Annotated in this window: 25 protein-coding genes and 1 other RNA gene; 18 read left to right on the plus strand and 8 right to left on the minus strand. The window is 33.4% G+C overall.

Annotated features, from left to right (window positions below; translation table 11 throughout):
- The 3 genes from ssrS to ACRHNM_RS11265 form a co-directional block, all read right to left on the minus strand.
- Nucleotides 1–130, minus strand: a non-coding RNA gene (gene ssrS, locus ACRHNM_RS11255) — 6S RNA.
- A gap of 58 nt (nucleotides 131–188) precedes the next feature.
- Nucleotides 189–482 (minus strand): cell division protein ZapA, encoded by a 294-nt coding sequence (locus ACRHNM_RS11260; RefSeq protein WP_431136605.1) that lies wholly within the window; start codon nucleotides 480–482, stop codon nucleotides 189–191.
- 15 nt (nucleotides 483–497) lie between these two features.
- A complete protein-coding gene (locus ACRHNM_RS11265; RefSeq protein WP_431136607.1) occupies nucleotides 498–788 on the minus strand; it encodes a hypothetical protein in 291 nt (96 codons plus the stop codon).
- 265 nt (nucleotides 789–1,053) lie between these two features.
- On the opposite strand from ACRHNM_RS11265, the gene ACRHNM_RS11270 reads away from it, so the two are divergent.
- Nucleotides 1,054–2,739 (plus strand): M23 family metallopeptidase, encoded by a 1,686-nt coding sequence (locus ACRHNM_RS11270; RefSeq protein ID WP_431136609.1) that lies wholly within the window; start codon nucleotides 1,054–1,056, stop codon nucleotides 2,737–2,739.
- 12 nt (nucleotides 2,740–2,751) lie between these two features.
- Complete coding sequence (locus ACRHNM_RS11275) at nucleotides 2,752–5,229, plus strand: TonB-dependent receptor (protein WP_431136611.1); 2,478 nt, start codon at nucleotides 2,752–2,754, stop codon at nucleotides 5,227–5,229.
- On the opposite strand, the gene ACRHNM_RS11280 is transcribed toward ACRHNM_RS11275, so the two are convergent.
- Nucleotides 5,226–6,365, minus strand: coding sequence for a cysteine desulfurase family protein (locus ACRHNM_RS11280; RefSeq protein ID WP_431136613.1), 1,140 nt, complete (start codon nucleotides 6,363–6,365; stop codon nucleotides 5,226–5,228). The genes ACRHNM_RS11275 and ACRHNM_RS11280 overlap by 4 nt on opposite strands.
- 136 nt (nucleotides 6,366–6,501) lie before the next feature.
- Here ACRHNM_RS11280 and ACRHNM_RS11285 point away from each other — a divergent pair, with 136 nt between their 5' ends.
- Nucleotides 6,502–7,473, plus strand: coding sequence for a hypothetical protein (locus ACRHNM_RS11285; RefSeq protein WP_431136615.1), 972 nt, complete (start codon nucleotides 6,502–6,504; stop codon nucleotides 7,471–7,473).
- On the opposite strand, the gene ACRHNM_RS11290 is transcribed toward ACRHNM_RS11285, so the two are convergent.
- Nucleotides 7,470–8,021 (minus strand): Smr/MutS family protein, encoded by a 552-nt coding sequence (locus ACRHNM_RS11290; protein ID WP_431136617.1) that lies wholly within the window; start codon nucleotides 8,019–8,021, stop codon nucleotides 7,470–7,472. The genes ACRHNM_RS11285 and ACRHNM_RS11290 overlap by 4 nt on opposite strands.
- A complete protein-coding gene (locus ACRHNM_RS11295) occupies nucleotides 8,018–8,215 on the minus strand; it encodes a hypothetical protein (protein WP_431136619.1) in 198 nt (65 codons plus the stop codon). The genes ACRHNM_RS11290 and ACRHNM_RS11295 overlap by 4 nt, the downstream gene beginning before the upstream one ends.
- 146 nt (nucleotides 8,216–8,361) lie before the next feature.
- Here ACRHNM_RS11295 and ACRHNM_RS11300 point away from each other — a divergent pair, with 146 nt between their 5' ends.
- From ACRHNM_RS11300 to ACRHNM_RS11320, 5 genes are all read left to right on the plus strand, one after another.
- A complete protein-coding gene (locus ACRHNM_RS11300; protein ID WP_431136621.1) occupies nucleotides 8,362–10,236 on the plus strand; it encodes a T9SS type A sorting domain-containing protein in 1,875 nt (624 codons plus the stop codon).
- Nucleotides 10,237–10,284: 48 nt separating this feature from the next.
- Nucleotides 10,285–10,566 (plus strand): DUF2752 domain-containing protein, encoded by a 282-nt coding sequence (locus ACRHNM_RS11305; RefSeq protein WP_431136622.1) that lies wholly within the window; start codon nucleotides 10,285–10,287, stop codon nucleotides 10,564–10,566.
- Nucleotides 10,567–10,581: 15 nt separating this feature from the next.
- Complete coding sequence (locus tag ACRHNM_RS11310; protein ID WP_431136624.1) at nucleotides 10,582–10,914, plus strand: CCC motif membrane protein; 333 nt, start codon at nucleotides 10,582–10,584, stop codon at nucleotides 10,912–10,914.
- Between the two features lie 83 nt (nucleotides 10,915–10,997).
- A complete protein-coding gene (locus tag ACRHNM_RS11315) occupies nucleotides 10,998–11,276 on the plus strand; it encodes a CD225/dispanin family protein (protein WP_431136626.1) in 279 nt (92 codons plus the stop codon).
- Complete coding sequence (locus ACRHNM_RS11320) at nucleotides 11,266–11,673, plus strand: DUF2752 domain-containing protein (protein WP_431136628.1); 408 nt, start codon at nucleotides 11,266–11,268, stop codon at nucleotides 11,671–11,673. Before ACRHNM_RS11315 ends, ACRHNM_RS11320 begins: the two co-directional genes overlap by 11 nt.
- Before the next feature lie 45 nt (nucleotides 11,674–11,718).
- Here the strand turns inward: ACRHNM_RS11320 and rocD are convergent, their stop codons facing one another.
- Complete coding sequence (gene rocD / locus ACRHNM_RS11325) at nucleotides 11,719–12,999, minus strand: ornithine--oxo-acid transaminase (RefSeq protein WP_431136630.1); 1,281 nt, start codon at nucleotides 12,997–12,999, stop codon at nucleotides 11,719–11,721.
- Nucleotides 13,000–13,254: 255 nt separating this feature from the next.
- On the opposite strand from rocD, the gene rlmD reads away from it, so the two are divergent.
- From rlmD to ACRHNM_RS11345, 4 genes are all read left to right on the plus strand, one after another.
- Nucleotides 13,255–14,670 carry a 23S rRNA (uracil(1939)-C(5))-methyltransferase RlmD gene (gene rlmD / locus ACRHNM_RS11330; RefSeq protein WP_431136632.1) on the plus strand — a complete coding sequence of 472 codons (1,416 nt, stop codon included), beginning with the start codon at nucleotides 13,255–13,257 and terminating at the stop codon, nucleotides 14,668–14,670.
- Nucleotides 14,671–14,702: 32 nt separating this feature from the next.
- Nucleotides 14,703–15,230, plus strand: a complete 528-nt coding sequence (locus ACRHNM_RS11335) for a DUF6452 family protein (RefSeq protein WP_431136634.1) — start codon at nucleotides 14,703–14,705, stop codon at nucleotides 15,228–15,230.
- Complete coding sequence (locus tag ACRHNM_RS11340) at nucleotides 15,193–15,942, plus strand: DUF6048 family protein (protein ID WP_431136635.1); 750 nt, start codon at nucleotides 15,193–15,195, stop codon at nucleotides 15,940–15,942. Before ACRHNM_RS11335 ends, ACRHNM_RS11340 begins: the two co-directional genes overlap by 38 nt.
- A 92-nt stretch (nucleotides 15,943–16,034) precedes the next feature.
- Nucleotides 16,035–16,559 carry a DinB family protein gene (locus ACRHNM_RS11345; protein ID WP_431136637.1) on the plus strand — a complete coding sequence of 175 codons (525 nt, stop codon included), beginning with the start codon at nucleotides 16,035–16,037 and terminating at the stop codon, nucleotides 16,557–16,559.
- Nucleotides 16,560–16,565: 6 nt separating this feature from the next.
- On the opposite strand, the gene ACRHNM_RS11350 is transcribed toward ACRHNM_RS11345, so the two are convergent.
- A complete protein-coding gene (locus ACRHNM_RS11350; RefSeq protein ID WP_431136639.1) occupies nucleotides 16,566–17,720 on the minus strand; it encodes a THUMP domain-containing class I SAM-dependent RNA methyltransferase in 1,155 nt (384 codons plus the stop codon).
- Between the two features lie 88 nt (nucleotides 17,721–17,808).
- On the opposite strand from ACRHNM_RS11350, the gene ACRHNM_RS11355 reads away from it, so the two are divergent.
- From ACRHNM_RS11355 to ACRHNM_RS11380, 6 genes are all read left to right on the plus strand, one after another.
- The gene (locus ACRHNM_RS11355; protein ID WP_431136641.1) at nucleotides 17,809–18,540 is read left to right on the plus strand and encodes a class I SAM-dependent methyltransferase; all 732 of its coding nucleotides are present in this window, start codon (nucleotides 17,809–17,811) and stop codon (nucleotides 18,538–18,540) included.
- 30 nt (nucleotides 18,541–18,570) lie between these two features.
- Complete coding sequence (locus tag ACRHNM_RS11360) at nucleotides 18,571–19,245, plus strand: ZIP family metal transporter (protein WP_431136643.1); 675 nt, start codon at nucleotides 18,571–18,573, stop codon at nucleotides 19,243–19,245.
- 2 nt (nucleotides 19,246–19,247) lie between these two features.
- A complete protein-coding gene (locus tag ACRHNM_RS11365) occupies nucleotides 19,248–19,676 on the plus strand; it encodes a DUF4268 domain-containing protein (RefSeq protein WP_431136645.1) in 429 nt (142 codons plus the stop codon).
- Between the two features lie 181 nt (nucleotides 19,677–19,857).
- Nucleotides 19,858–20,940, plus strand: coding sequence for a glycine cleavage system aminomethyltransferase GcvT (gene gcvT, locus ACRHNM_RS11370; protein ID WP_431136647.1), 1,083 nt, complete (start codon nucleotides 19,858–19,860; stop codon nucleotides 20,938–20,940).
- 24 nt (nucleotides 20,941–20,964) lie between these two features.
- Nucleotides 20,965–21,798 carry a sugar nucleotide-binding protein gene (locus ACRHNM_RS11375; protein WP_431136649.1) on the plus strand — a complete coding sequence of 278 codons (834 nt, stop codon included), beginning with the start codon at nucleotides 20,965–20,967 and terminating at the stop codon, nucleotides 21,796–21,798.
- Between the two features lie 115 nt (nucleotides 21,799–21,913).
- Entirely contained in the window at nucleotides 21,914–22,204 is a 291-nt protein-coding gene (locus tag ACRHNM_RS11380) for a 4a-hydroxytetrahydrobiopterin dehydratase (protein ID WP_431136651.1), read from the plus strand.
- Nucleotides 22,205–22,250: the final 46 nt, after the last annotated feature.

A 22,250-nucleotide genomic window follows, 5' to 3' on the forward strand; every position in this document is an offset into this window, starting at 1 on the left:
AAACTCCTTAAAAACAAGTTTAGGGCTAACAAACTGATCAAAAATCTGCCAAAGACACTAAAACAAGTTTAGTACTAGCAGCCCGATTTTACAGCTTAAACTCACCCTTTTTAAAGAATTAATGTTGAGTTTATCAAAAATAAAATAACTAATGTAGGCAGTAACCTAATGTTGTATTTAAAAGAACGTTAAGCACTTAAATGCTCACTCAAAAGTTGATTTAAAGCATCCAGCTTTGTTTCAACTTCCTCGCTTACTTCGGCTTTATCTATTGTTTTCTGTTCTACCTGAGAAGCAAATTGTAAAGCACACATGGCTAACACATCTTGCTTGTCACGAACAGAATAATTTTGTTCAAACTGGCTTATCATGGCTTCAATCTTTTTAGCTGCCTTTCGCAACCCTTCCTCCTGACTTGGCGCAATAGTTAAAGGATACACTCGGTTTGCTATAGATAGCTTTATTTTTAGCTGTTCTGCCATTAAATTTTAGTTACACTATTCAGATAATTGTGCAATACAATGATCAATATCTCTAATTAATGTATTTATTTTAAGCTTCGTTTCTCTGTTATTCTCGTCACTGCCCAATAATGAATTTGCCATTTTGAGTGCTTCATATTTGTCTGCCCAAGCGCTAATTTCTTCTTGCTGACTTATATTCTTTTGCTGTTGAACTGCTAACTCCTCTGAGAGTTTAGCATTGGTCTGCTTCAAAACTTCCAGTTTGTGCAAAACTTTGCTAATTTTATTCTCTAAGGAATCTACAATATCTTCAATTTTACTCATTTACAAAATTCAATACTGATGTAACAAAGTTAACATACCAAATGAAAAATAACAATACTTTTAGAATAAATTTTAAATTTATATCGAAACGTCAGTCATACAGCAGCTTAGCACATAATTAAATTTTTATTGATTGTATTTGTTTGAATCTTAAGTTTAGTATTTTTGAAATTTGAATCTTCAAAAAACCTTTATAGATTATTTTCTATATTCAAAATAATTCAATATTTTTACGTTATAACATTCAAGCATTGATATTTTACCTATGAAATATATTTTTTTTGTCCTTTTTATCTCTCAATTTGGTTTTAGCCAATCCCTTTATCCTCAAGATTATTTTAGAAATCCGCTAGATGTTACATTAGTATTATCTGGAACGTTTGCAGAACTTCGTTCAAACCACTTTCATTCTGGTTTAGACATCAAAACGCAACAACGAACAGGTTTAAATGTGTATGCAGCTGCTGAAGGCTATGTGAGCAGGATTAAAATTTCTCATTTTGGCTACGGAAAAGCCTTATACATCACTCATCCTAATGGCTATGTAACCGTTTATGCACATTTAGAAAAATTTTCACCTACAATCGAAGCTTTTATTAAAAAGAAGCAATATGAAAAAGAATCTTATGAAATTGAAGTCTTCCCTTCTCCTGATGAGTTACCAATTAAAACTGATGAAATAGTTGCCTTCTCTGGAAATTCAGGAAGTTCTGGTGGACCACATTTACATTTTGAAATCAGAGATAATGCTGAGCGACCAATCAACCCATTGCTTTTTGGAATGGATGTGAAAGACACCAAACGTCCAATCGTCACTGCGGTTTACGCCTATCCTAAAAACAGACAATCGCATGTTAATGATATTAAAACCAAGAAAGAATTACGTCTCATTCCGAATAAAAACGGTGATTACAGCGTAGAACCTATAGACGCTTTTGGTGATATTGGTTTTGGTGTTGTAAGTTACGATCAACAGGATTTAGCATACAATAAAAATGGAGTTAGTAATATTCAAACTTTTTTCAACGGAAATAAGAATTTTGAAATGGACTTCAAACGTTTCAGTTTTGATGAAACCAAACACCTTAACCGTTATATTGACTTTGAAATCTTTAAAACAGAAAAATCACGTGTTCAAAAACTTTTTGTACAATCTGGAAACACCTTAAGCATGCTCAAAGACGTTTCTGAAGAAGGATACATACGAGTTGAAGACAGTACGTCTTCGGTTTATAAAATTAGAATTCAAGATTTTCAAGGAAACGAATCCTGGGTAAGCATTCCTATTAAAGGAAAGAAAGCTAAAGAACGTCTAGAAGGTTATGATCTTCAACCAGCTTATTACGTTCAAGCCAATGAATCACTCAGACTTGAAGATAAAAATATATCTGTATTTTTTCCAAAGCATACCTTTTATGACAATTTTCATATAGATTTTGCCGTTAGCAGTGATACCTTAATATTACATAAAGATGTGGTTCCTCTTATGAAAAATTGCGTTATTAGTTATAACATTGAAAACTATTCAGAAGAAGATAAAAGCAAACTCTTTATCGCAAAACTTTATGGATATTACAAAAAACCCTATTATGTTAATACAACCAGACAAGGTGATTACTTAACTGCTAGAACAAAATCATTGGGCACATTTACTTTAGCAACAGACTCGATTAGCCCAACTATTAAGCCAATAAATTTTCAAAATGGAAAATGGTTAAGCAAGTCTGAATACTTAAAAATCAAAATTGAAGATGACCTTTCAGGCATTAGCAATTACAGAGCAACCATAAACGGTAAATGGATTTTAATGGAGTATGATTATAAAAAAGATACGCTTACTTATTATTTTGATGACCAAGTAATTTCTGATACTGAAAATAATTTGAAAGTAATTGTTGTCGATAATATTGGAAATAGTTCTACATTTGAAGCAACGTTTTTTAGAAAATAAAAAAGAAGCCTTTTGAAAATAAATAGTTTACTCCTATTACTCTTACTAAGTTTACCGTTCTTTGGTGTTTCACAAAATGCAACCGTTAGAGGCGTTATTCTTGATGACCAACAACAACCCATTTACAACGTAAGTATCAAAGCTGAAAATACGGGTACAACCACCAATGAAAACGGATTTTACGAACTTAAAATTCCAGCAAATACAGATATCACAATCGTTTTTACACATTTATCCCATAAGCGAGTTGAAGCAACGTTTAACTTAAAAAATGGAGAAGAAATTGAGTTTAACCCTGTGATGAAGGTTGAAGTTGAGCAAATCACTACGGTTGTCATTAACAGCAATACAAAACAGTCTGTTGAAGGTGTTGTCTCTATTCCTCCTGCAATTTTAAGAACTATAAAAGGCGCACAACCTGGTGTTGAAAATATTTTAAAAACCTTACCAGGAGTTAACATCTCAAATGAACTTAGTACACAGTATTCTGTTCGTGGTGGAAACTTTGATGAAAACCTTGTGTATGTGAATGAAATAGAAGTGTATCGACCATTTTTAATCCGTTCAGGACAACAAGAAGGATTGAGTTTTGTCAATACCGATTTGGTACAAAATGTCGATTTTTCTGCAGGCGGATTTCAGGCCAAATATGGTGACAAGCTATCTTCTGTTTTAGATATTACCTACAGAACACCTTTAAAATTCGGTATTCGTGCTGAAGCAAGTTTATTAGGTGGTAGTCTTGCAGCTGAAGCAGTTAGCAAAGACTCTAAGTTTTCAGGAATTATGGGATTGCGCTACAGAGACAACAGTTTGTTTATAAACTCTCTGGAAACCGAAACCAATGTGGTTCCCGTTTTTGCAGATGCTCAAACATATCTTACATATAAGTTTTCTGATAAATTTCATTTAAATTTTTTAGGAAACATTTCTCTTAATCAATATGATTTTGAACCTCAAAACAGACAAACTAATTTTGGAACACTTGATGAACCTGTTGCTTTATTAGTCTTTTACGAAGGACAAGAAAAAGATCAGTACCTGACATCTTTTGGTGCTTTTAAAGCGAATTATTTTCCAACAGAAGACCTTACTTTAAAACTTATAGCTTCTGCTTATCATACTACAGAAGAAGAATACTTCGACATTTTAGCGCAATACAGATTGGGTGAAGTTAACAGTAATATTGGAGATGAAAATTTAGGTGAAGTGGAGTTTAGTGAAGGAATTGGCTCCCAATTAACACATGCAAGAAATGATTTAGATGCATTGATCTTTAATGTGGAACACAAAGGAGATTACAAATTAGATGATGAGAGCACTCTTGAATGGTCTGTTAAGTATACACATGAAGATATTAGAGATCGTTTAGTAGAATGGGAAGTCATTGATAGTGCTGGTTTTTCGGTGCGACCTCCTATTTTTGACATTCCAAACAGCCAACCTTACGAACCTTTTGAAGGTCCTTTAGTTGCATTTCAAAATGTAAGAGCAACTAACGAAGTTCAAATAGACAGACTACAGGCTTATGCACAATGGAGCAAACGCTCTATGCTTGGTAACCATGAAGTATTTTACAATGCTGGTGTTAGAGTTCATAATTGGACAGTAAACAGTAAAATTCCAAATCAAGATGACGTATCCAGTTCTACACAAACCGTGTTTAGCCCAAGAGCTCAATTTGCCATCAAACCAGATTGGGAAAAAGACATGCTCTTTAGAATTGCTGGTGGATTGTATTACCAACCTCCTTTTTATCGTGAATTAAGAGATTCTTCAGGTATAGTACAACCTGATGTAAAAGCTCAAAAATCTGTTCATATTGTTTTAGGACACGAATACAGTTTTGAAATGTGGAAACGTCCTTTTAAGCTCGTCACAGAAGCTTATTATAAGAATTTAACAGATGTTAATCCGTACACCTTGGAAAACGTTAGGATTCGCTACAGAGCTCGAAATAACGCTACAGCATATGCCTACGGACTAGATATGCGACTTAATGGTGAATTTATTCCTGGTACTGAAAGTTGGTTCAGCTTTGGGTTCTTAAAAACTGAAGAAAACATCGATGACAGAGGTTATATTGCAAGACCTACCGATCAACGCTTAAAATTTGGAGCTTTATTTCAGGATTATATGAAAGCGCTTCCAGATTTAAAAATGTATTTAAATCTTGTGTACAACACAGGAGTTCCTGGTGGCTCACCTAGTTACGCCGATCCTTACCAGTTTCAAAACCGTTTACCAGACTACAAACGTGCAGATGTAGGTATTTCATATGTTCTGGTAGACCCTAACAAAACCTATACAAAAAAATGGAAACAGCGTTTTAAAGAATTGTCTATAGGCTTTGAAATTTTCAATATTTTCAATGCACAGAATTCCATTACTAATACTTGGGTTCGTGATGTATACAGCAAGCGTCAATTTGCTATTCCAAATTATCTAACGCCTCGCGTGTTTAACCTGCGTTTGAGTACTCGATTTTAAACAAACTCTTTCAAAACAGCAACTACATAATCTACATCCTCTTTAGTATTGAATGAGCTAAAAGAAAAGCGAACTGAAGGTCGTTTTAAATGTGTGTCATCTAAAATTTCACTTAACACATGAGAGTTTTGAGAGCTTCCACTTTGACAAGCACTTCCTTTAGAACAGGCAATCCCTTTTAAATCTAATTGAAACTGAAGTAATGAGGCTTTTTCTGCAGCAATCGGCAAGCAAACATTTATGAGCGTGTACGTACTGCGTTCTTTATCTGAGCAACTTCCGTTAAACATAACTTCTGGAAAAACATCTGTAAGCGTTTCAATGAAATAGGTTTTTATATTTGAAATATACTCACGTTCGGTTTCAAGATTATTATAGGCTAGTTTTAACGCTTCATCTAGGCCAACGATATTATGAATCGCTTCAGTTCCTGCACGAAACCCACGCTCTTGTTCGCCTCCAAAAACAGAACCTTTTATACCTGAATTCTTTCTGATGAATGCAAAACCAACACCTTTAGGGCCATGAAATTTATGTGCGCTAGCTGCCAGAAAATCTACAGAAATTTTTTCTAAATCTAAGTGGTAATGACCAATAGATTGCACTGTATCGCTATGAAATAAGGCATTATGTTGTTTGCATAATTTAGCAACTAACGGCATGTTTAACATATTCCCAATTTCATTGTTAATATGCATTAAACTTACTAATTGCTTGTGATCAGATTGTAACAACTCTTCTAAATGATTGTAGTCTATATGACCATCAGACTTTACATTTACGTATGAAATTTGAATGCCATATTCTTTTTTAAGTGTTTCAACGGTATGTAATATGGCGTGATGTTCTATTTTCGAGGTAATAATGTCCTTGACTCCTAAATCTCTAACAGCACTTCTCAAAATCAAATTATCAGCCTCAGTGCCTCCGGAAGTGAATACAATTTCAGACGCAGACACCTTAAAATGCGACGCAATAGCCTTTCTACAAGTTTCAATTATAGATTTAGATTGCCTACCATAACTATGTGTTGAAGAAGGGTTTCCATAATTATTTTTCATACATTCGGTCATTTTAAAAATAACCTCATCACGCATTTGGGTAGTTGCAGCATTATCAAAATAAACAGTCTTCATAAACAAGTAAAATAGTAATGCAAAGATGCAATAATCTTATGGTAAATAAAACCAAAACTATGCTATCAAAATTATTTGTTAATCGTATCATTATAAATTTACAAATCTCTATTTTTGTTTTCTAATGAATTTCAGCATGCGAAAATTTCTATATGTACTTTGTTTCGGACTTCTATTTACCACTTGTGATGATGGTGATGTCTTTGAAATCACCTTAGATTTTGATGATACGTTTAGTCAATGTGGTTCTTTGGTTTTTTATAAAATTAACACAAGTACTTCCGAATCCTTATCCATTCAATTTCAAGATTTAACCATTGAAGAACTTTTAGAAGTTGATGAGAATTTTGTATATGAAAATACTATTTTGTTAGGGAGTTCCAACGTTTTTAACTACAGAAGTTATGCTAATTTACCAGCAAATGCTGATGATGTTTTATTTTGTAATGACATACCACCTTCAAATTTAGGCATTGAAAGGGATGAAGTTAGTACAGGTGGTGAAGTTTATATTAGAACCGTTTTAGCTGAAGACGATAATGATGGTATTCTTTCAGAATTTGAAGATGAAAACTTAGATGGAGATAATGATCCTGACACAAATCCAACAGACACCGATGGAGATGGCATTCCAAATTATTTAGATGCTGATGATGATGGTGACAATGTGCTAACCATTGATGAACTGGACACAGAAAACCTGGATGGTGATGATAATCCGTTAACAAACCCGAAGAATACAGATGCCAATAGTCTGATAAATCCAGATACTATACCAGATTATCTCGATTCTGATGATGATGGAGATGGTGTGGATACCATTGATGAAGAAGGTGTCAATACACCAGATAATGATCCAACTAATGACATTACTATAGATGATACTCTTAATCCAGAAGGCATTGCTGATTATTTAAATGATCAAATCACAACTTTGGTACCAGCAACAGGATACAGGACTCACTTAATTAGAATGACCTATACAGTTACTGTAACTGTTTATAATATTTCATTGCCTTCAATTACACAGCAAACCTTAGAATTTGGGACGTTAGATGATAGTGACACTACTGTAATCACCAGAGAAGGAAGTCCTGTTTTTGATTAGGGATTTAAATTCTGAAAAATATACACTTCAGTAGCACCATACCCATATTTTTGTAAATCGGCATCGTAATATTTAATGTTATCGTAACGTCTAAAAAGTGTTTCAAGTTCCATTTTAAGCACTCCTTCTCCTACGCCATGAATGAATACTATTTTTTGAATACGCTTACGCATAGCGAATTCCAATTGTCGTTTGGCGGTATCTAATTGAAGCGTGAGCATATCATAATTTGTCATACGTCTGTTTGAATCTGTGAGCTTATGGATATGTAAATCAACTTCCATTGCTGGCAAATTGCGTTCTTTAGGCTTCTTCTTTACAGATTGTTTTTTTGAATGTTGTTCTTTTTCTTTGAGTACGTCTTGCAAGCCTTCTCTGGAAAAAATATCACTGGAAAAAGATTTGGCTTTAATAAGTTCATTAGACTGAAATTCTAATACAAATCCATCTGATGTTTCAATACTTACGTCGTTATTCTTAATTTCAGTGATTATGCCTGAAATGTCATCATCTAATACTGAAACCCTGTCTCCAATTTGAAAAGTCATAAAGATGTACCGTTTTGTTCGTCGTTATTCTGATTTCTTTTACTAGGTATGTTTCTTGATATTCTATAGATTCCCATCATTAAAACAACTATTCCTCCTATTAAAACATACTGATTTTGATGTTCTCCAGCTTGAGCATAAATTGCCACAAAAGCACCTACTAAAATTAAAACATAACTAATTATTCGCGACATTTTGAGAGTTTATGTAATGTAAAAATACAATGTATCGAAATTACATTTTTATCACTAAATAGCTAATATTTATTTTTAAAATATTTTTTGGTATTTTTATACTTTGTTAGAAAACAAACCATTACTAATCAATTAAGCTATTAGATATGAAGTATTTATATTCTATTATAGTAACCGTTTTAGTCTCAAATTTTGCTTTAGCCCAGACCAATCTTTACGTAGATAACAATAGTTTTGTTTATGCACGAGATGTCGTTTTATTTGTAAATGATGACATTAGACTAGAAACACCAACTTCAAATATTTATTTACGTGAAGATGCGCAATTATTACAAAACACAGATATAAAAAATTCTGATGCAGGAGAACTTTCTGTATACCAAAATCAAACTAAAGGTATTTATGAGTACAATTATTGGTCTTCTCCTGTTGGTGTTAGTACTGATGGCACAGTAAGAGCAAATGTTCCTTTTAATGGATCTAACATACACGACCCAATAGATCACACCGACTTAACAAATGTAAATTCTAATGTCTACGCATACACCTCATCTCCTAATGGAACGGCAACTGAACTTTCCAATTATTGGATGTTCACTTTAGAATCTGGTGGTGGTTATAATGGTTGGTTTAAGATTTTTGATACTGGAAATGCTAGTCCTGGTTATGGGTTTACCTTAAAAGGAAGTCCTAATACTAACAATGTATTAGATTTTAGAGGTCGTCCAAATAATGGAGACATCACTTTTAATTGCTTATTTAATGGAACTGATGCAGATCCTTCATCTGGATTAGACCATCAAGTTAACACATTAACTGGCAACCCTTATCCTTCTGCACTTGATCTTAAGTTAATCTTTGCTAACGTCCCTAACAATGCAGCACGACTGGATGGAAACATTTATTTTTGGGAACAAAAAACAGTAAACTCTCATTATTTACAAGCGTATGAAGGTGGCTATGCTGTTTATGCTCCGGGAAATTTAGGCGATCTGAATGATAATGGAACTTATGCAAGAGCAACTTTTGGAAACTTTGATGGCAATGGAGGTGATGTTGGTGCAACTTCAGGTTTAAGTCCAAATTACACTCTAAACAACGCAAGACGCTTTGCTGCTATTGGTCAAGGCTTTGTTGTAAATAGTGTTGATAATGGTGGTGCTCCAGGTGGTGGTGTCATAACACTTAATAATTCGATGCGTTTGTACCTCGCTGAAGATTCTACACCAACGGGAAATGGCGCTGTTTTTGGAAGGCAAAGTTCACAGGAACATATTATAGCCATGTCGCATAATGGTTTAGATTATATGGATATTATAAATAATCCTACTATCATTCCTGAAATTAGAATTCACACCAAAGTAAACGATTTGTATTTCAAAGAAAATGTAATTGCTTTCAGAAATAATACTGATTTGAGTTATAATAAGTTTTGTGATGGAAAAAATATTTCTGATTTACCTGATGATGTTTATTTCCTTGCAGACAACAACAAATTGGTTATAAAATCATTAGCTTACGATGAAAACGCAAGAATTCCGCTGGTTTTCAAAGCGTCTAACCAAGCTTCTTCCTTTAGTCTTACTGTAAATCAACTTACACATCTTGAAGACAACACTATCAACATCTATGTGTATGATAGCCAAGAAGGCACATATACTAATATCAAAAACGGGAATTTTGATATCGCTTTAAATGAAGGTGTGCACGACAACCGTTTTGAGATTACCTTTAAAAATGAAGACACTCTAAGTCACGACGTCTCATCAATTTTAGATTTTTCTATTTTACATGACAATAATAATTCTCAACTTGTTATTAAAAATCCTAATGGTCTTGATATAAATAGCGTGTCTCTTTTTGATGCTTCAGGTAAAGAAGTATTTAATACAGTTGATGTAGACAATAAAGACACTTATCGTTTTTCTACATCAAACCTCAGCGATGGCGTTTATGTGACAGTTATTGGTTTTGATAGTAATGATTCACACTCTAAAAAAATAATCGTAAAAAATAATTAAGACAACATAAACTCTTTTACTACTTTTGCTTTTTATAAAATAAAACCCATGCTGTTGTCTGAAGAATACATGCTTCCTTGTTTAAACAAAAAATTTTTAGGGATTGAATGTATGGGTTGTGGTATGCAACGATCTGTATCTCTAATTCTTCATGGTGAATTTACAGCAGCATTTCATATGTATCCAGCTGTGTATACATTAGCCTTACTTATAGGATTCGTTTTATTAAATTCATTTAAAAATTATAAGTATGCTAGCAAAATTATTATTACTTTGGCTATTATCAACGTAATTTTAATCGTTGGTAACTTTATCTTAAAATTTATCTAATCAACAACTATCAACATGGAAAAACAAAAACTACCTAATTCAACTCTAATTTTAGTCTTCGGAATATTATCAATAGTAACTTGTTGTTGCTATGGTGTCTTAGGTCTAATACTCGGTATCATAACTATAGTTTTAGCAAAAAAAGCCACAGCCCTTTACGCCGAAAACCCAGAATTATACAGCGGTTTTCAAAATGTGAAAACTGGTAAAATACTGGCTATTATTGGTATTGTATTAAGTGTACTATATCTTATTATGACCATTTGGGCGGTATCTACATTTGGCTGGGAAACCATGCAAGATCAAGAATTGATGCAACAACGCATTCAAGAAATGATGGGATCATAATCGGTCATACATATCTTAAAAAAAGCGACCAAAAGGTCGCTTTTTTTATTATTTTTGAACCTTAAACCTAACTAATAAAAACAATGGAAAACAAACCACAAAGACCAAATAGCTATTTAGCATTAGCTATAATCAGTACTATTTTATGTTGTTTACCTACAGGAATTGTAAGTATCATTTATGCAACTAAAGTAAACAGTTTATATGAAGATGGAAATTACAGTGAAGCCACAAAAGCCTCTAAAAATGCAAAAACTTGGGGATTAGTTTCTATTGGTATTGCTGTTTTAGGATGGGTTCTTTATATATTATTTTTTGGAATAGCAATGTTTGGAGCCCTTGCTAGTGGTAATGCTTACTAAATCGAATATTATAATTGCAATAGGTATAGTGATTGTACTCTTAGGTGTATTGTCACTATATTTTTTTTGGAATCCATCGCAGTATGATTTTTTTCCTAAATGTCCTTTCTATTCCGTTACTGGAATCTATTGTGCAGGATGTGGAAGTCAGAGAGCAATTCATCAAATCATAAACGGTCATATCCTCACTGGAATACGACACAATTATTTACTTGTTTTAGTATTTGGAGTATTGAGCTATAAAACCTTATTATTTGTTTTAAAGAAAGTACATCATAAATCCTATTTCGACGTACTACATATACCAATAGCTACAAAAATAATTTTGGTGTTGGTGCTTCTTTTCTGGACATTAAGAAATATTAAAATGTTTCCTTTTACAGAATTAGCACCATAAAAAAGCGGTCAAAAGACCGCTTTAATTCTGATAAATTTAAATGATTTAATCTTCAAATTCTTTAAGTGTTTTTGTAATAATTGATACACAATCTAACAATTGCTCTTTAGTCATAACTAAAGGAGGTGCAAATCGAATAATATTGCCATGTGTTGGTTTTGCAAGCAACCCATTATCACGCAACGCTAAACAAATATTCCAGGCTGTATCGCTATCTTCATCATCATTGATTACTATAGCATTCAACAGACCTTTACCTCTCACTAAGTTTACTATAGAACTTGATTCTATATAAGTATTCATTTCACTTCGGAAAAGCTCTCCTAATTGAAATGCATTTTCAGCTAAATTCTCTTCTCTTACAACTTCAAGCGCAGCAATAGCAACAGCAGCTGCAACTGGGTTTCCTCCAAACGTACTTCCATGATTTCCTGGCTGAATGACATTCATAATCTCATTATTCGCCATAACAGCTGAAACCGGATACACGCCTCCACTTAATGCTTTACCTAAAATTAATATGTCTGGTTTCACATCTGGAGTGCCGGAACAATCTTTATTCGGACAAGAACAATTTCCGCAACTGGCAAGTAGACGTCCTGTTCTAGCGATTCCTGTTTGAACTTCATCTGCGATAAATAGAACATTATATTTTTCACACAACGCTTTCGCTGCCTTTAAATAATTTTCGCTTGGTACATACACTCCAGCTTCACCTTGTATAGGTTCTACCATAAAACCAGCAACATTTGGATTGCTACTTAAAACCGATTCTAGAGCAGTTAAATCATCGTATTCAACTTTAACAAAACCACCTGTATAGGGACCGAAATTTTTGCGGGCTACAGGGTCATTTGAAAATGAAATAATAGTTGTGGTTCTTCCGTGAAAATTATTTTTACAAACAATAATATCAGCCTTATTTAAATCTATTCCTTTAACTTCATAAGCCCATTTACGACAAAGTTTTAAAGCTGTTTCTACAGCTTCTGCTCCCGAATTCATTGGTAGCATTTTATCAAATTTAAAGTATTCTGAAGCATACTTTTCGTACTTTCCTAACATGTCGTTATAAAATGCTCGAGATGTCAACGTTAACCGTTGCGCTTGTTCAGTCATTGCATTTACAATCTTTGGATGACAATGTCCTTGATTAAGTGAGGAATAAGCCGATAAAAAGTCGTAATACTTCTTGCCTTCAACATCCCATACAAAAACACCTTCTCCTTTAGTGAGTACTACTGGTAATGGGTGATAATTTTGAGCTCCATACTTGTTTTCTAGTGCCATCGCTTCTTGCGATGAAATGTGGTCTAAAACAGCCATTTTAATTGAGTTTTTAAATTAAAAAATAACCATTCCTTATCTACCTTTATCCTTTCGCTAAGAGTACGAAAATTCAGCGTGGGAAAGAAATCATCCCTAAGGCATGCAAATTAATAATTTAAAACCTTATTCCGAAATTTTTCCCGACAATGATAACACTTGTAATTTTAAACGTTTTTTTACCGTAATGAAAATCTTTTAAAGATAATCCTATTTACTTACATTTATATTTAAGACGATTGTTATTTTTGCGCTATGGCAAGACGTAAGAATAAAAGACAAGTTTTTGAACATATCACAGTAATTGATGCTGGAGCAAAAGGAAAAACCGTTGCTAAAGCACCAGATGGTCGTGTCGTGTTTCTTCCAAATGCAGTACCAGGTGATGTTGTTGACGTGCAAACCTTTAAAAAGCGTAAGGCTTATTATGAAGGTAAGGCCATAAAGTTTCATACTTTATCCGATAAACGCACTGAACCCAAATGTGAGCATTTTGGAGTTTGTGGTGGCTGCAAATGGCAGCATATGGATTATAAATACCAATTAGAATTTAAGCAAAAGGAAGTGACTAATAACCTTATTCGTATTGGTCATTTAGAATTGCCTGAAGTCGCTCCTATTTTGGGCTCTGCCGAACACTATTTTTACAGGAATAAAATGGAATTTTCATTTAGTGATTCCAGATGGCTCACACAAGAAGAGGTTGAATCTGATAAAGATTTAGGCGACAGAAATGCACTAGGATTTCATATTCCTGGCATGTGGGACAAAATTCTTGATATTAAAAAATGCTGGCTTCAAGAAGATCCTTCAAATGCTATTAGAAATGCAGTACGTGATTTTTCAATCAAAAATGATTTAGCATTTTTTAATACCAGACAACAAACAGGTCTTCTCCGAACAATGATGATTCGTACATCTTCAACAAGTGATATCATGGTTGTTGTTCAGTTTTTTAAAGAAGATAAAGACAAACGCGTGTTGCTTTTAGATTTTATTGCAGAAACTTTTCCGCAGATAACTTCACTACAATACATTATCAACAGCAAAGCGAACGATACCATTTACGATCAAGAAGTCATTTGTTATAAAGGCAATGACCACATATTTGAAGAAATGGAAGGTTTACGCTTTAAAATAAATGCCAAATCTTTCTATCAAACCAATTCTGATCAGGCTTTTGAACTGTATAAAATTACACGAAATTTTGCAGGATTGAAAGGTGATGAATTAGTCTATGATTTATATACAGGTACTGGAACCATTGCTCAGTTTGTTGCAAAACAGGCAAAATTTGTTGTAGGCGTGGAAGCCGTTCCTGATGCTATTAAAGCCGCTAAGGAAAATGCACAATTAAATGGTATAGATAACGTTGACTTTTATGTAGGTGACATGAAAAATGTATTTAATGCAGAGTTCATTGCCAAAAACGGTCAGCCAGATGTGATTATAACAGATCCACCTCGAGATGGGATGCACAAAGATGTGGTACAACAAATTTTAAATATTGCTCCTGAAAAAATAGTCTATGTGAGTTGCAATAGTGCAACACAAGCAAGAGATTTAGCATTAATGAAAGACATATACAAGATATCCAGAACACAAGCTGTAGATATGTTTCCTCAAACACATCATGTTGAAAATGTTGTACTTTTGGAACGAAGACATTAAAATTGAAACTGAATAAATAAACAAAACATACATTGAAACCAAAAGCAATACTGTATTTCTTAATTATTCTTTTTGCAATTAGTACAATAAGTTGTGAACGTGATGATATTTGCCCTGAAGATGTGCCAACAACACCAAGATTAATTGTAGAATTTTATGACCTTTTAGATCAGGAAACCATCAAAAACGTTCCCAATTTAAGAGTCCAAGGTGTTGACAATGACAATCCGCTTTCTAGTTTTTCTGGGACATCTGATGTAAATAAAGTAGAACTGCCTTTAAAAACTGATGAAAATTCAACACAATTCAGGTTTATTAAAGATTACGCCATTGATGATGATGGAAATGTAACAGGCAATGAAGATATTATAACCATAAATTATATACCTGAAAACATCTATGTATCACGTGCGTGTGGTTACAAAACCATTTATAAAGCCGTCAGTATACAATTTGACACAGATGATATGAATCCATGGATAGCTCTTGCCCAACCCCTAAACGATAATCAATCAATTGAAGATGAAACAACGACACATTTTAAATTTTTTCATCAGTAGTTGTTTCTTTCTTGTTTGTTGTAGTTTAAATGCACAAGAAACGATTGATGGAGAAACAAAAACAGATACCTTAATTTATAAACAAAAATATGGCTTACGTCTTGGTGCCGACTTAGGTAAGTTAGCCAGAACTGTTATTGATGACGACTATACAGGATTTGAAATCACAGGAGATTATAGATTAACCAAAAAGCTATATCTGGCTGGAGAACTGGGTAACGAAGAACGAACGATTGCAACAGATTTTCTGAGCGTAACTGCATCTGGAAGTTATTTTAAAACTGGTATCGATTATAATTCTTATCAGAACTGGCTCGACATGCAAAACATGATTTATTTTGGTTTTCGCATTGGAGCAAGTACGTTCAAACAAAATTTAGACAGTTATACAGTATATAACACTAATCAATATTGGCCGACTCAGTTTTCTTCTGAAGAAGCTACAGAAATAAATGGTTTAACTGCAATTTGGGCTGAAATCATATTAGGAATTAAAGCAGAATTATTCAGCAATTTATTTTTAGGACTCAATGTGCAAATTAAAAGTTTGATAAGCGAAGATGAACCTGGTGATTTTGAAAATTTATACATACCAGGTTTCAACAGAACCTATGATAGCGGTCGTTTTGGAGTTGGTTTCGGATATACCATATCTTACCTAATTCCTATTAGCAACAAAGACAAAAAAGTAGTGGTTAAAAACGAAGAATAAGTTGAAACACATGTTGTAAACTTACTTAAATAACAACTTAAAAATTCATAAATATTTTATATCTTTTCCATACTATCTCCAACTTATGATGTATGGATAAAGATGCAATTGCCAATCTTATAGAAGATAAAAACAAAACTTTAATCCATTGGATTACCGAACAAGATGATGATAAATGGCTTGAAGGTTCAGAAGGAAAATGGACAACTGGTCAACACACCTTACATTTGCTTCAAAGCATTAAACCTCTTAACGACGCTTTGAGTATGCCCAAATTTTTATTGCGCTATAAATTTGGAAAAGCAAACAGAACTGTTAGAAACTACCAGACTGTAATTAACCGTTATCAAGAACGCTTAAAAGAGGCTCAAGGTATAACGTTTGGTCCTTCAAGAAATATGGAAATTCCTCCATTAACTGAAAAACAATACATATTAGATCGCTTACAAGTTGAAGGCAAAAAGCTTGCGTATAAAACAAGAAAAATTTCAGATCAAAACTTAGACACATTAATACTTCCACATCCTCTTATGGGAAAAATGCCCATTAGGGAAATTATCATGTGGACTGCGCATCACATTGAGCATCACACCAACACACTCAGGAAAAACTATTAATTTTAATTATTGTTTACTGGCTTTCTTACTCCCTTCATACATGACATACTTCACAAAACGTGCTTCTAGCTTTGCATTAACAAGATGAATTTTTCGAGAAGGACGTAAACCTACATGCTTTAAGGCATCAAGATTAGAGGTAATAAACCAAGCATCTGTCCCAGGATAACCTTGTTTTAAAGTATCTCCAATGGTTTTATAAAAATTCTCCATGTCGATATCTAATCGCTCACCATAAGGCGGATTAAATACCATGTGCAATTTATCGTCACCTCCTTTTTGAGTTTTAAAGAAATCTTCATGTTGTATGTGAACGAACTCTTCTAAGTGTGCATTTTTAATATTCTCCTTTGCCTTGGCTACAGCACTTGGTGATTTATCATAGCCTATGATTTTATGATGAAAATCTCTGGTTTTATTAAGAAGTGATTCTTCAATTTTTTCAAATAAATCTACATCCCAATCTGCCCAGCGCTCAAAAGCAAACTCTTTACGCATTAAATTTGGTGGAATATTACAAGCAATCATAGCGGCTTCAGCCAGAATTGTTCCACTACCACACATTGGATCCATGAAATCTGATTGTCCATCCCAACCTGAAAGCATCACCAAACCAGCAGCAAGCACTTCATTTATTGGAGCAATATTGGTTGCGGTTTTATACCCTCTCTTATGCAATGAATCACCAGAAGCGTCTAAAGAGATATTACAAGTAGATCTGTCAATGTGAACATTAATTTTTACATCAGGAAACTTCAAGTCCACATTTGGACGCTGACCATCTGTGTCTCTAAATTTGTCTACAATAGCATCCTTCGTTTTTTGAGCAATATAAAGTGAATGTGTAAACACTTGAGAATTAACAGTTGCATCAACTGCTAAACTTCCTGTTGGTTTCAAATAGTTTTCCCACGACATCTTGTAGATATTATCATAAAGTTCTTGCTCATTTCGAACCTCAAATGTATGGATAGGTTTTAAAATTTTAATGGCAGTTCGCAATGCCAAATTTGCTTTGTACATAAAGCCCTTATCACCTGTAAAACTAACGTTTCTAACGCCTTTCTTCACATCCATAGCTCCTAACTGAATGAGCTCTCGTTCTAATAAATCTTCAAAACCAAATAATGTTTTGGCTACCATTTTATAATTATTCTCCATACGATACAACTAATAGATTGTAAAAATAAAGTATTTTTGTGGCTTAAAAGAAGAATTAAAAGGATTCCCTTTACTCTCGAAAACAAACATGGCAAAAGACACACAACAATGGTACGCATCTTGGTTTGACACGCCTTTTTATCATATCCTTTATAAGGATAGAGATCATAGTGAAGCACAATTGTTTATGGATAATCTCACGGAATATTTAAACCTTCCTGAGCATGGCAAAATTCTTGATCTTGCCTGCGGAAAAGGTCGCCATTCCATGTACTTAAATTCTCTAGGTTATCACGTTACTGGTGTAGATTTGTCCGAAAATAGTATTGCTTACGCTAAACAATTTGAAAATGAGACTTTGCAGTTTGATGTTCATGACATGTGTAAACCTTACGGAAAAACATTTGATGCTGTCTTTAATTTATTTACCAGTTTTGGATACTTTAAAAATGAAGACGATAATCTTAAAACCATAAAAGCGATTAAAGCCAATTTAAACGAGTATGGTTTTGGTGTGATTGACTTTATGAATAGTGATTATGTTATCGAGAATTTAGTTTCAGAAGACATTAAAACAGTTGAAGGTATTGACTTTCATCTAAAAAGGCATGTTGAAGATGGTTATATTCTTAAAACCATCACATTTCGTGTCAATAATCAAGATTACAGTTTTCAGGAACGTGTTAAAGCACTAACATTAGCTGATTTTGAAGTGCTTTTTGAAAAAGCAGGTGTCTATTTATTGGATGTTTTTGGAGATTATAAATTACATCCGTTTCATAAAAATACTTCAGAACGCTTAATAATGATTTTTAAATAGTCTATAATTATTTATGAAGTTCATAAAAAAATGAATACATATTTATTACCCATATTTGCCGTTGTATTTGGTGTGGCTTTAGCATTTATAAGCAAGCATCAAAAAAGCATTAGTACAAAACTTCTACTCTCGTTTAGTGGTGCTTTTTTATTAGCACTCACACTTTTTGATTTACTTCCGGAAGTTTACGAACATTTAGAGGAAAAACGCACAGGACTGTTTATTATGTGTGGTATTTTACTTCAAATAATTTTAGAGTTTTTCTCTAAAGGTGCCGAACATGGTCACGTGCACATTCATAAAAATGAAACAGCATTTCCATGGTTACTATTCATTAGCTTATGTATTCATAGTTTTTTAGAGGGGTTTCCCATTCACGAACATAACACCATGGTTTATGGTGTATTAATTCATAAAATTCCAATTGCAGCTTTAATTACGGCATTCTTAATTCAATCTAACTACAGTAAATTACATATTGCTTTTTTCTTAGTAATCTTTACGGTCATGACACCTTTAGGAACTCTAATTTCTAACACTTCAGAATTGGCAACAGCATATATTTATATCATTAATGCTATTGTTATTGGTATCTTTTTTCATATTTCAACCACAATTTTATTTGAAACTGGTGAAGGTCATAAATTCAACCTTTCAAAACTTATCGCTATTATTTTAGGCGTAGGTATTGCTTATATTATTTAAGTATGTTTTCAAAAGAAGAATCACGACAACTACGAGAAACGTTTTGGACCAGCTTCGGAAAGTCTTTTCCCAGAAAATGGATATTATACGACACAAAAATCAAAGGGTTTTCGTTTAAATTTCATTTTGATACAAAATCGGCATTAGTCGCATTAGACTTGGAAGATGATTTAGAACAACGCATTAATAGTTGGGATAAGCTTTTGAGTTTGAAAAGCATTCTGAAAGAGGACTATTTACCGGAAGCCATTTTTGAAGAAGAGTACTATTTAGATAATGGTAAAGAAATCTCCAGGATATATGTACCACTTAATCAAAAAGTGTCTATCCATAATAAAAACACGTGGCAGGACGTCATGGTGTTTTTCAACACGACGATGGACAAATTTGAACGTTTCTTTACAGATTTTGAAGACATCTTAAAGGATTAAAGTTCTGTCTTCAAAATCGTTCTGCTCCTATTAACAAATTTTTAAAGTTTCTGAAAGAACAGACTAGCTGTAAAACAGATATTTTTCGATACATTTGTGCTGAAAATCTAAAGCTATAATTAGCCTTTTAAATTACATATAATGTCTTCCTTTTTTAAATGGAAACGCAAAATTTATTTTAATGAAACATACAGCCTTAACAAAAACGCATGAAGCCTTAGGAGCAAAAATGGTTCCTTTTGCAGGTTATAATATGCCAGTACAATATGAAGGAGTTAATATCGAACATGAAACTGTTAGAAATTCGGTTGGTGTTTTTGATGTATCACATATGGGAGAATTTTTAATTGAAGGACCTAATTCTTTAGATTTAATTCAGAAAGTAACAAGTAATGACGCTTCTAAACTTACCGTAGGAAAAGCGCAATACAGCTGTATTCCTAACGATGATGGAGGAATTGTTGACGATCTAATAGTTTACCGAATTAAAGAAGACACTTATCTTTTAGTTGTTAATGCCAGCAATATCGAAAAAGATTGGAACTGGATTTCTTCTAAAAATGATGTGGGTGCAGACATGCGTGATTTAAGTGAAGACTATTCGCTTTTAGCAATTCAAGGTCCGAAAGCCGTTGAAGCAATGCAATCATTATCGTCTCTTGACCTTTCTGAAATAAAATTTTACAACTTTGTTGTTGGAGATTTTGCTGGTATAGAACATGTCATTATTTCGGCTACAGGCTATACTGGAAGTGGCGGATTTGAAATTTACTGTAAAAATTCCGAAGTGAAACAAATTTGGGATAAGGTTATGGAAGCTGGTGAATCTTACGGAATTAAGCCTATTGGCTTAGCCGCAAGAGACACACTTCGTTTAGAAATGGGTTACAGTCTCTACGGAAATGATATTGACGATACGACTTCTCCATTTGAAGCTGGCTTAGGCTGGATTGTTAAATTTACAAAGTCATTTACCAATTCTGAAAACTTATCTGAACAGAAAAAACGCGTTCTGGATAGAAAATTAGTTGCATTTGAACTTGACGAAAAAGGAATTCCGCGACAAGGATACGACATCGTAGATTCTAATGGAAAAGCAATAGGAAAAGTGACTTCAGGAACCATGTCTCCATCCTTAAAAAAAGGAATCGGTTTAGGCTATGTGGCTCCAGTGTTTTCAGACTTTGGCAGTAAAATCTATATTCAAGTCCGTAAAAATGCTATTCCTGCAACTGTTGTAAAATTACCATTCTACAAAGGCTAATCATACTTACTGATGTTTTGATTTATGAAGGAGAGCGAGCGTAAACATCGCATATTAATTTTAGGTGCCAGCGGTTTTATTGGCAATGCCATCTATAAGGAGCTATGTTCTTATTTTAAAACATTTGGCACCTATAGAGTTCCGCATAAAATCTTTAAAAATAATAATCATTTTTTACAATATAACGTTGAACAAGATGATGTTTATGAGGTTTTAGAAGCCACTAAACCTTCTATTATTATTTCCGCTTTACGAGGTGATTTTAATGCACAAACGATAGCTCATCAACATATTGCTGAATATGTATTAGAACACGACTGCAAAATCATTTTTTTATCATCAGCTAATGTTTTTGATGCCTACAGCAAGTATCCTAGTTACGAATTAGACAAAACATTTAGCGGAAGCATTTATGGCCATTTTAAAATAAAAATAGAAAACATGCTGTTACGTCTGCCTAAGAAAAAAACAGCTATTGTTCGACTTCCAATGGTTTTGGGAGCTCAATCTCCCAGAATTAAAGAGCTAAGACAACATTTAGCAGACAAAACCGCTATTGAAATTTTTCCTAATATTATTATGAATGTGACAACCGATTCTAAGGTGACTCAACAAATTCATTATATAATTAACAGAAATAAGTCTGGTGTATTTCATTTAGGAAGTATAGATCTGGTGCATCACGACGAATACATCAAAGATATCGTAACGCAAATGACATCTAAAAATGGTGTGGTATACAAACATGTTTACACCACCAATGAAGATCGCTATTTAGCTGTACTCCCTAAATTCAATAAACTTCCTAAACACCTTCAAGTTACAAGTCAGGAAGTCCTTCTTGAGCTTAACAAGTAGCCAAAACCAACCTTTTAAAGTTTATTTTGTCTGTTCATCTCGTTTTGTATTCTCAAAACATTTAAGTTCTTATTTTACAATAAATTTTTATACTTTTAATAGAAACATATTTATTATGAGTTTACTTACAGACGACATTATTGAAAAAAAACTATTGCACTTTCCTGACTGGGAATATCGTAAAAATGCCATTCATGCCGAATTTGAATTTGATAACTTTAAAGATTGCTTTAGTGCTATGAGCAGAATTGCTTTTGAATGTGAAGCGCAAAACCATCATCCAAATTGGACAAATATTTATAACGTTTTAAAAATTTCATTGTCAACTCACGATGCCAATGGTGTTACAAATAAAGATTTCAAACTGGCAGAAGCAATTGAGGCTATTGTTGAAGTTCAGGAATAATATAAGAAGCTAAATTATAAACCTACTAAATCCCTCTATGCTGAAA

This window comes from Psychroserpens mesophilus (assembly GCF_050617655.1).
In the GTDB taxonomy this organism is placed as follows: Bacteria; Bacteroidota; Bacteroidia; order Flavobacteriales; family Flavobacteriaceae; genus Psychroserpens; species Psychroserpens mesophilus_A.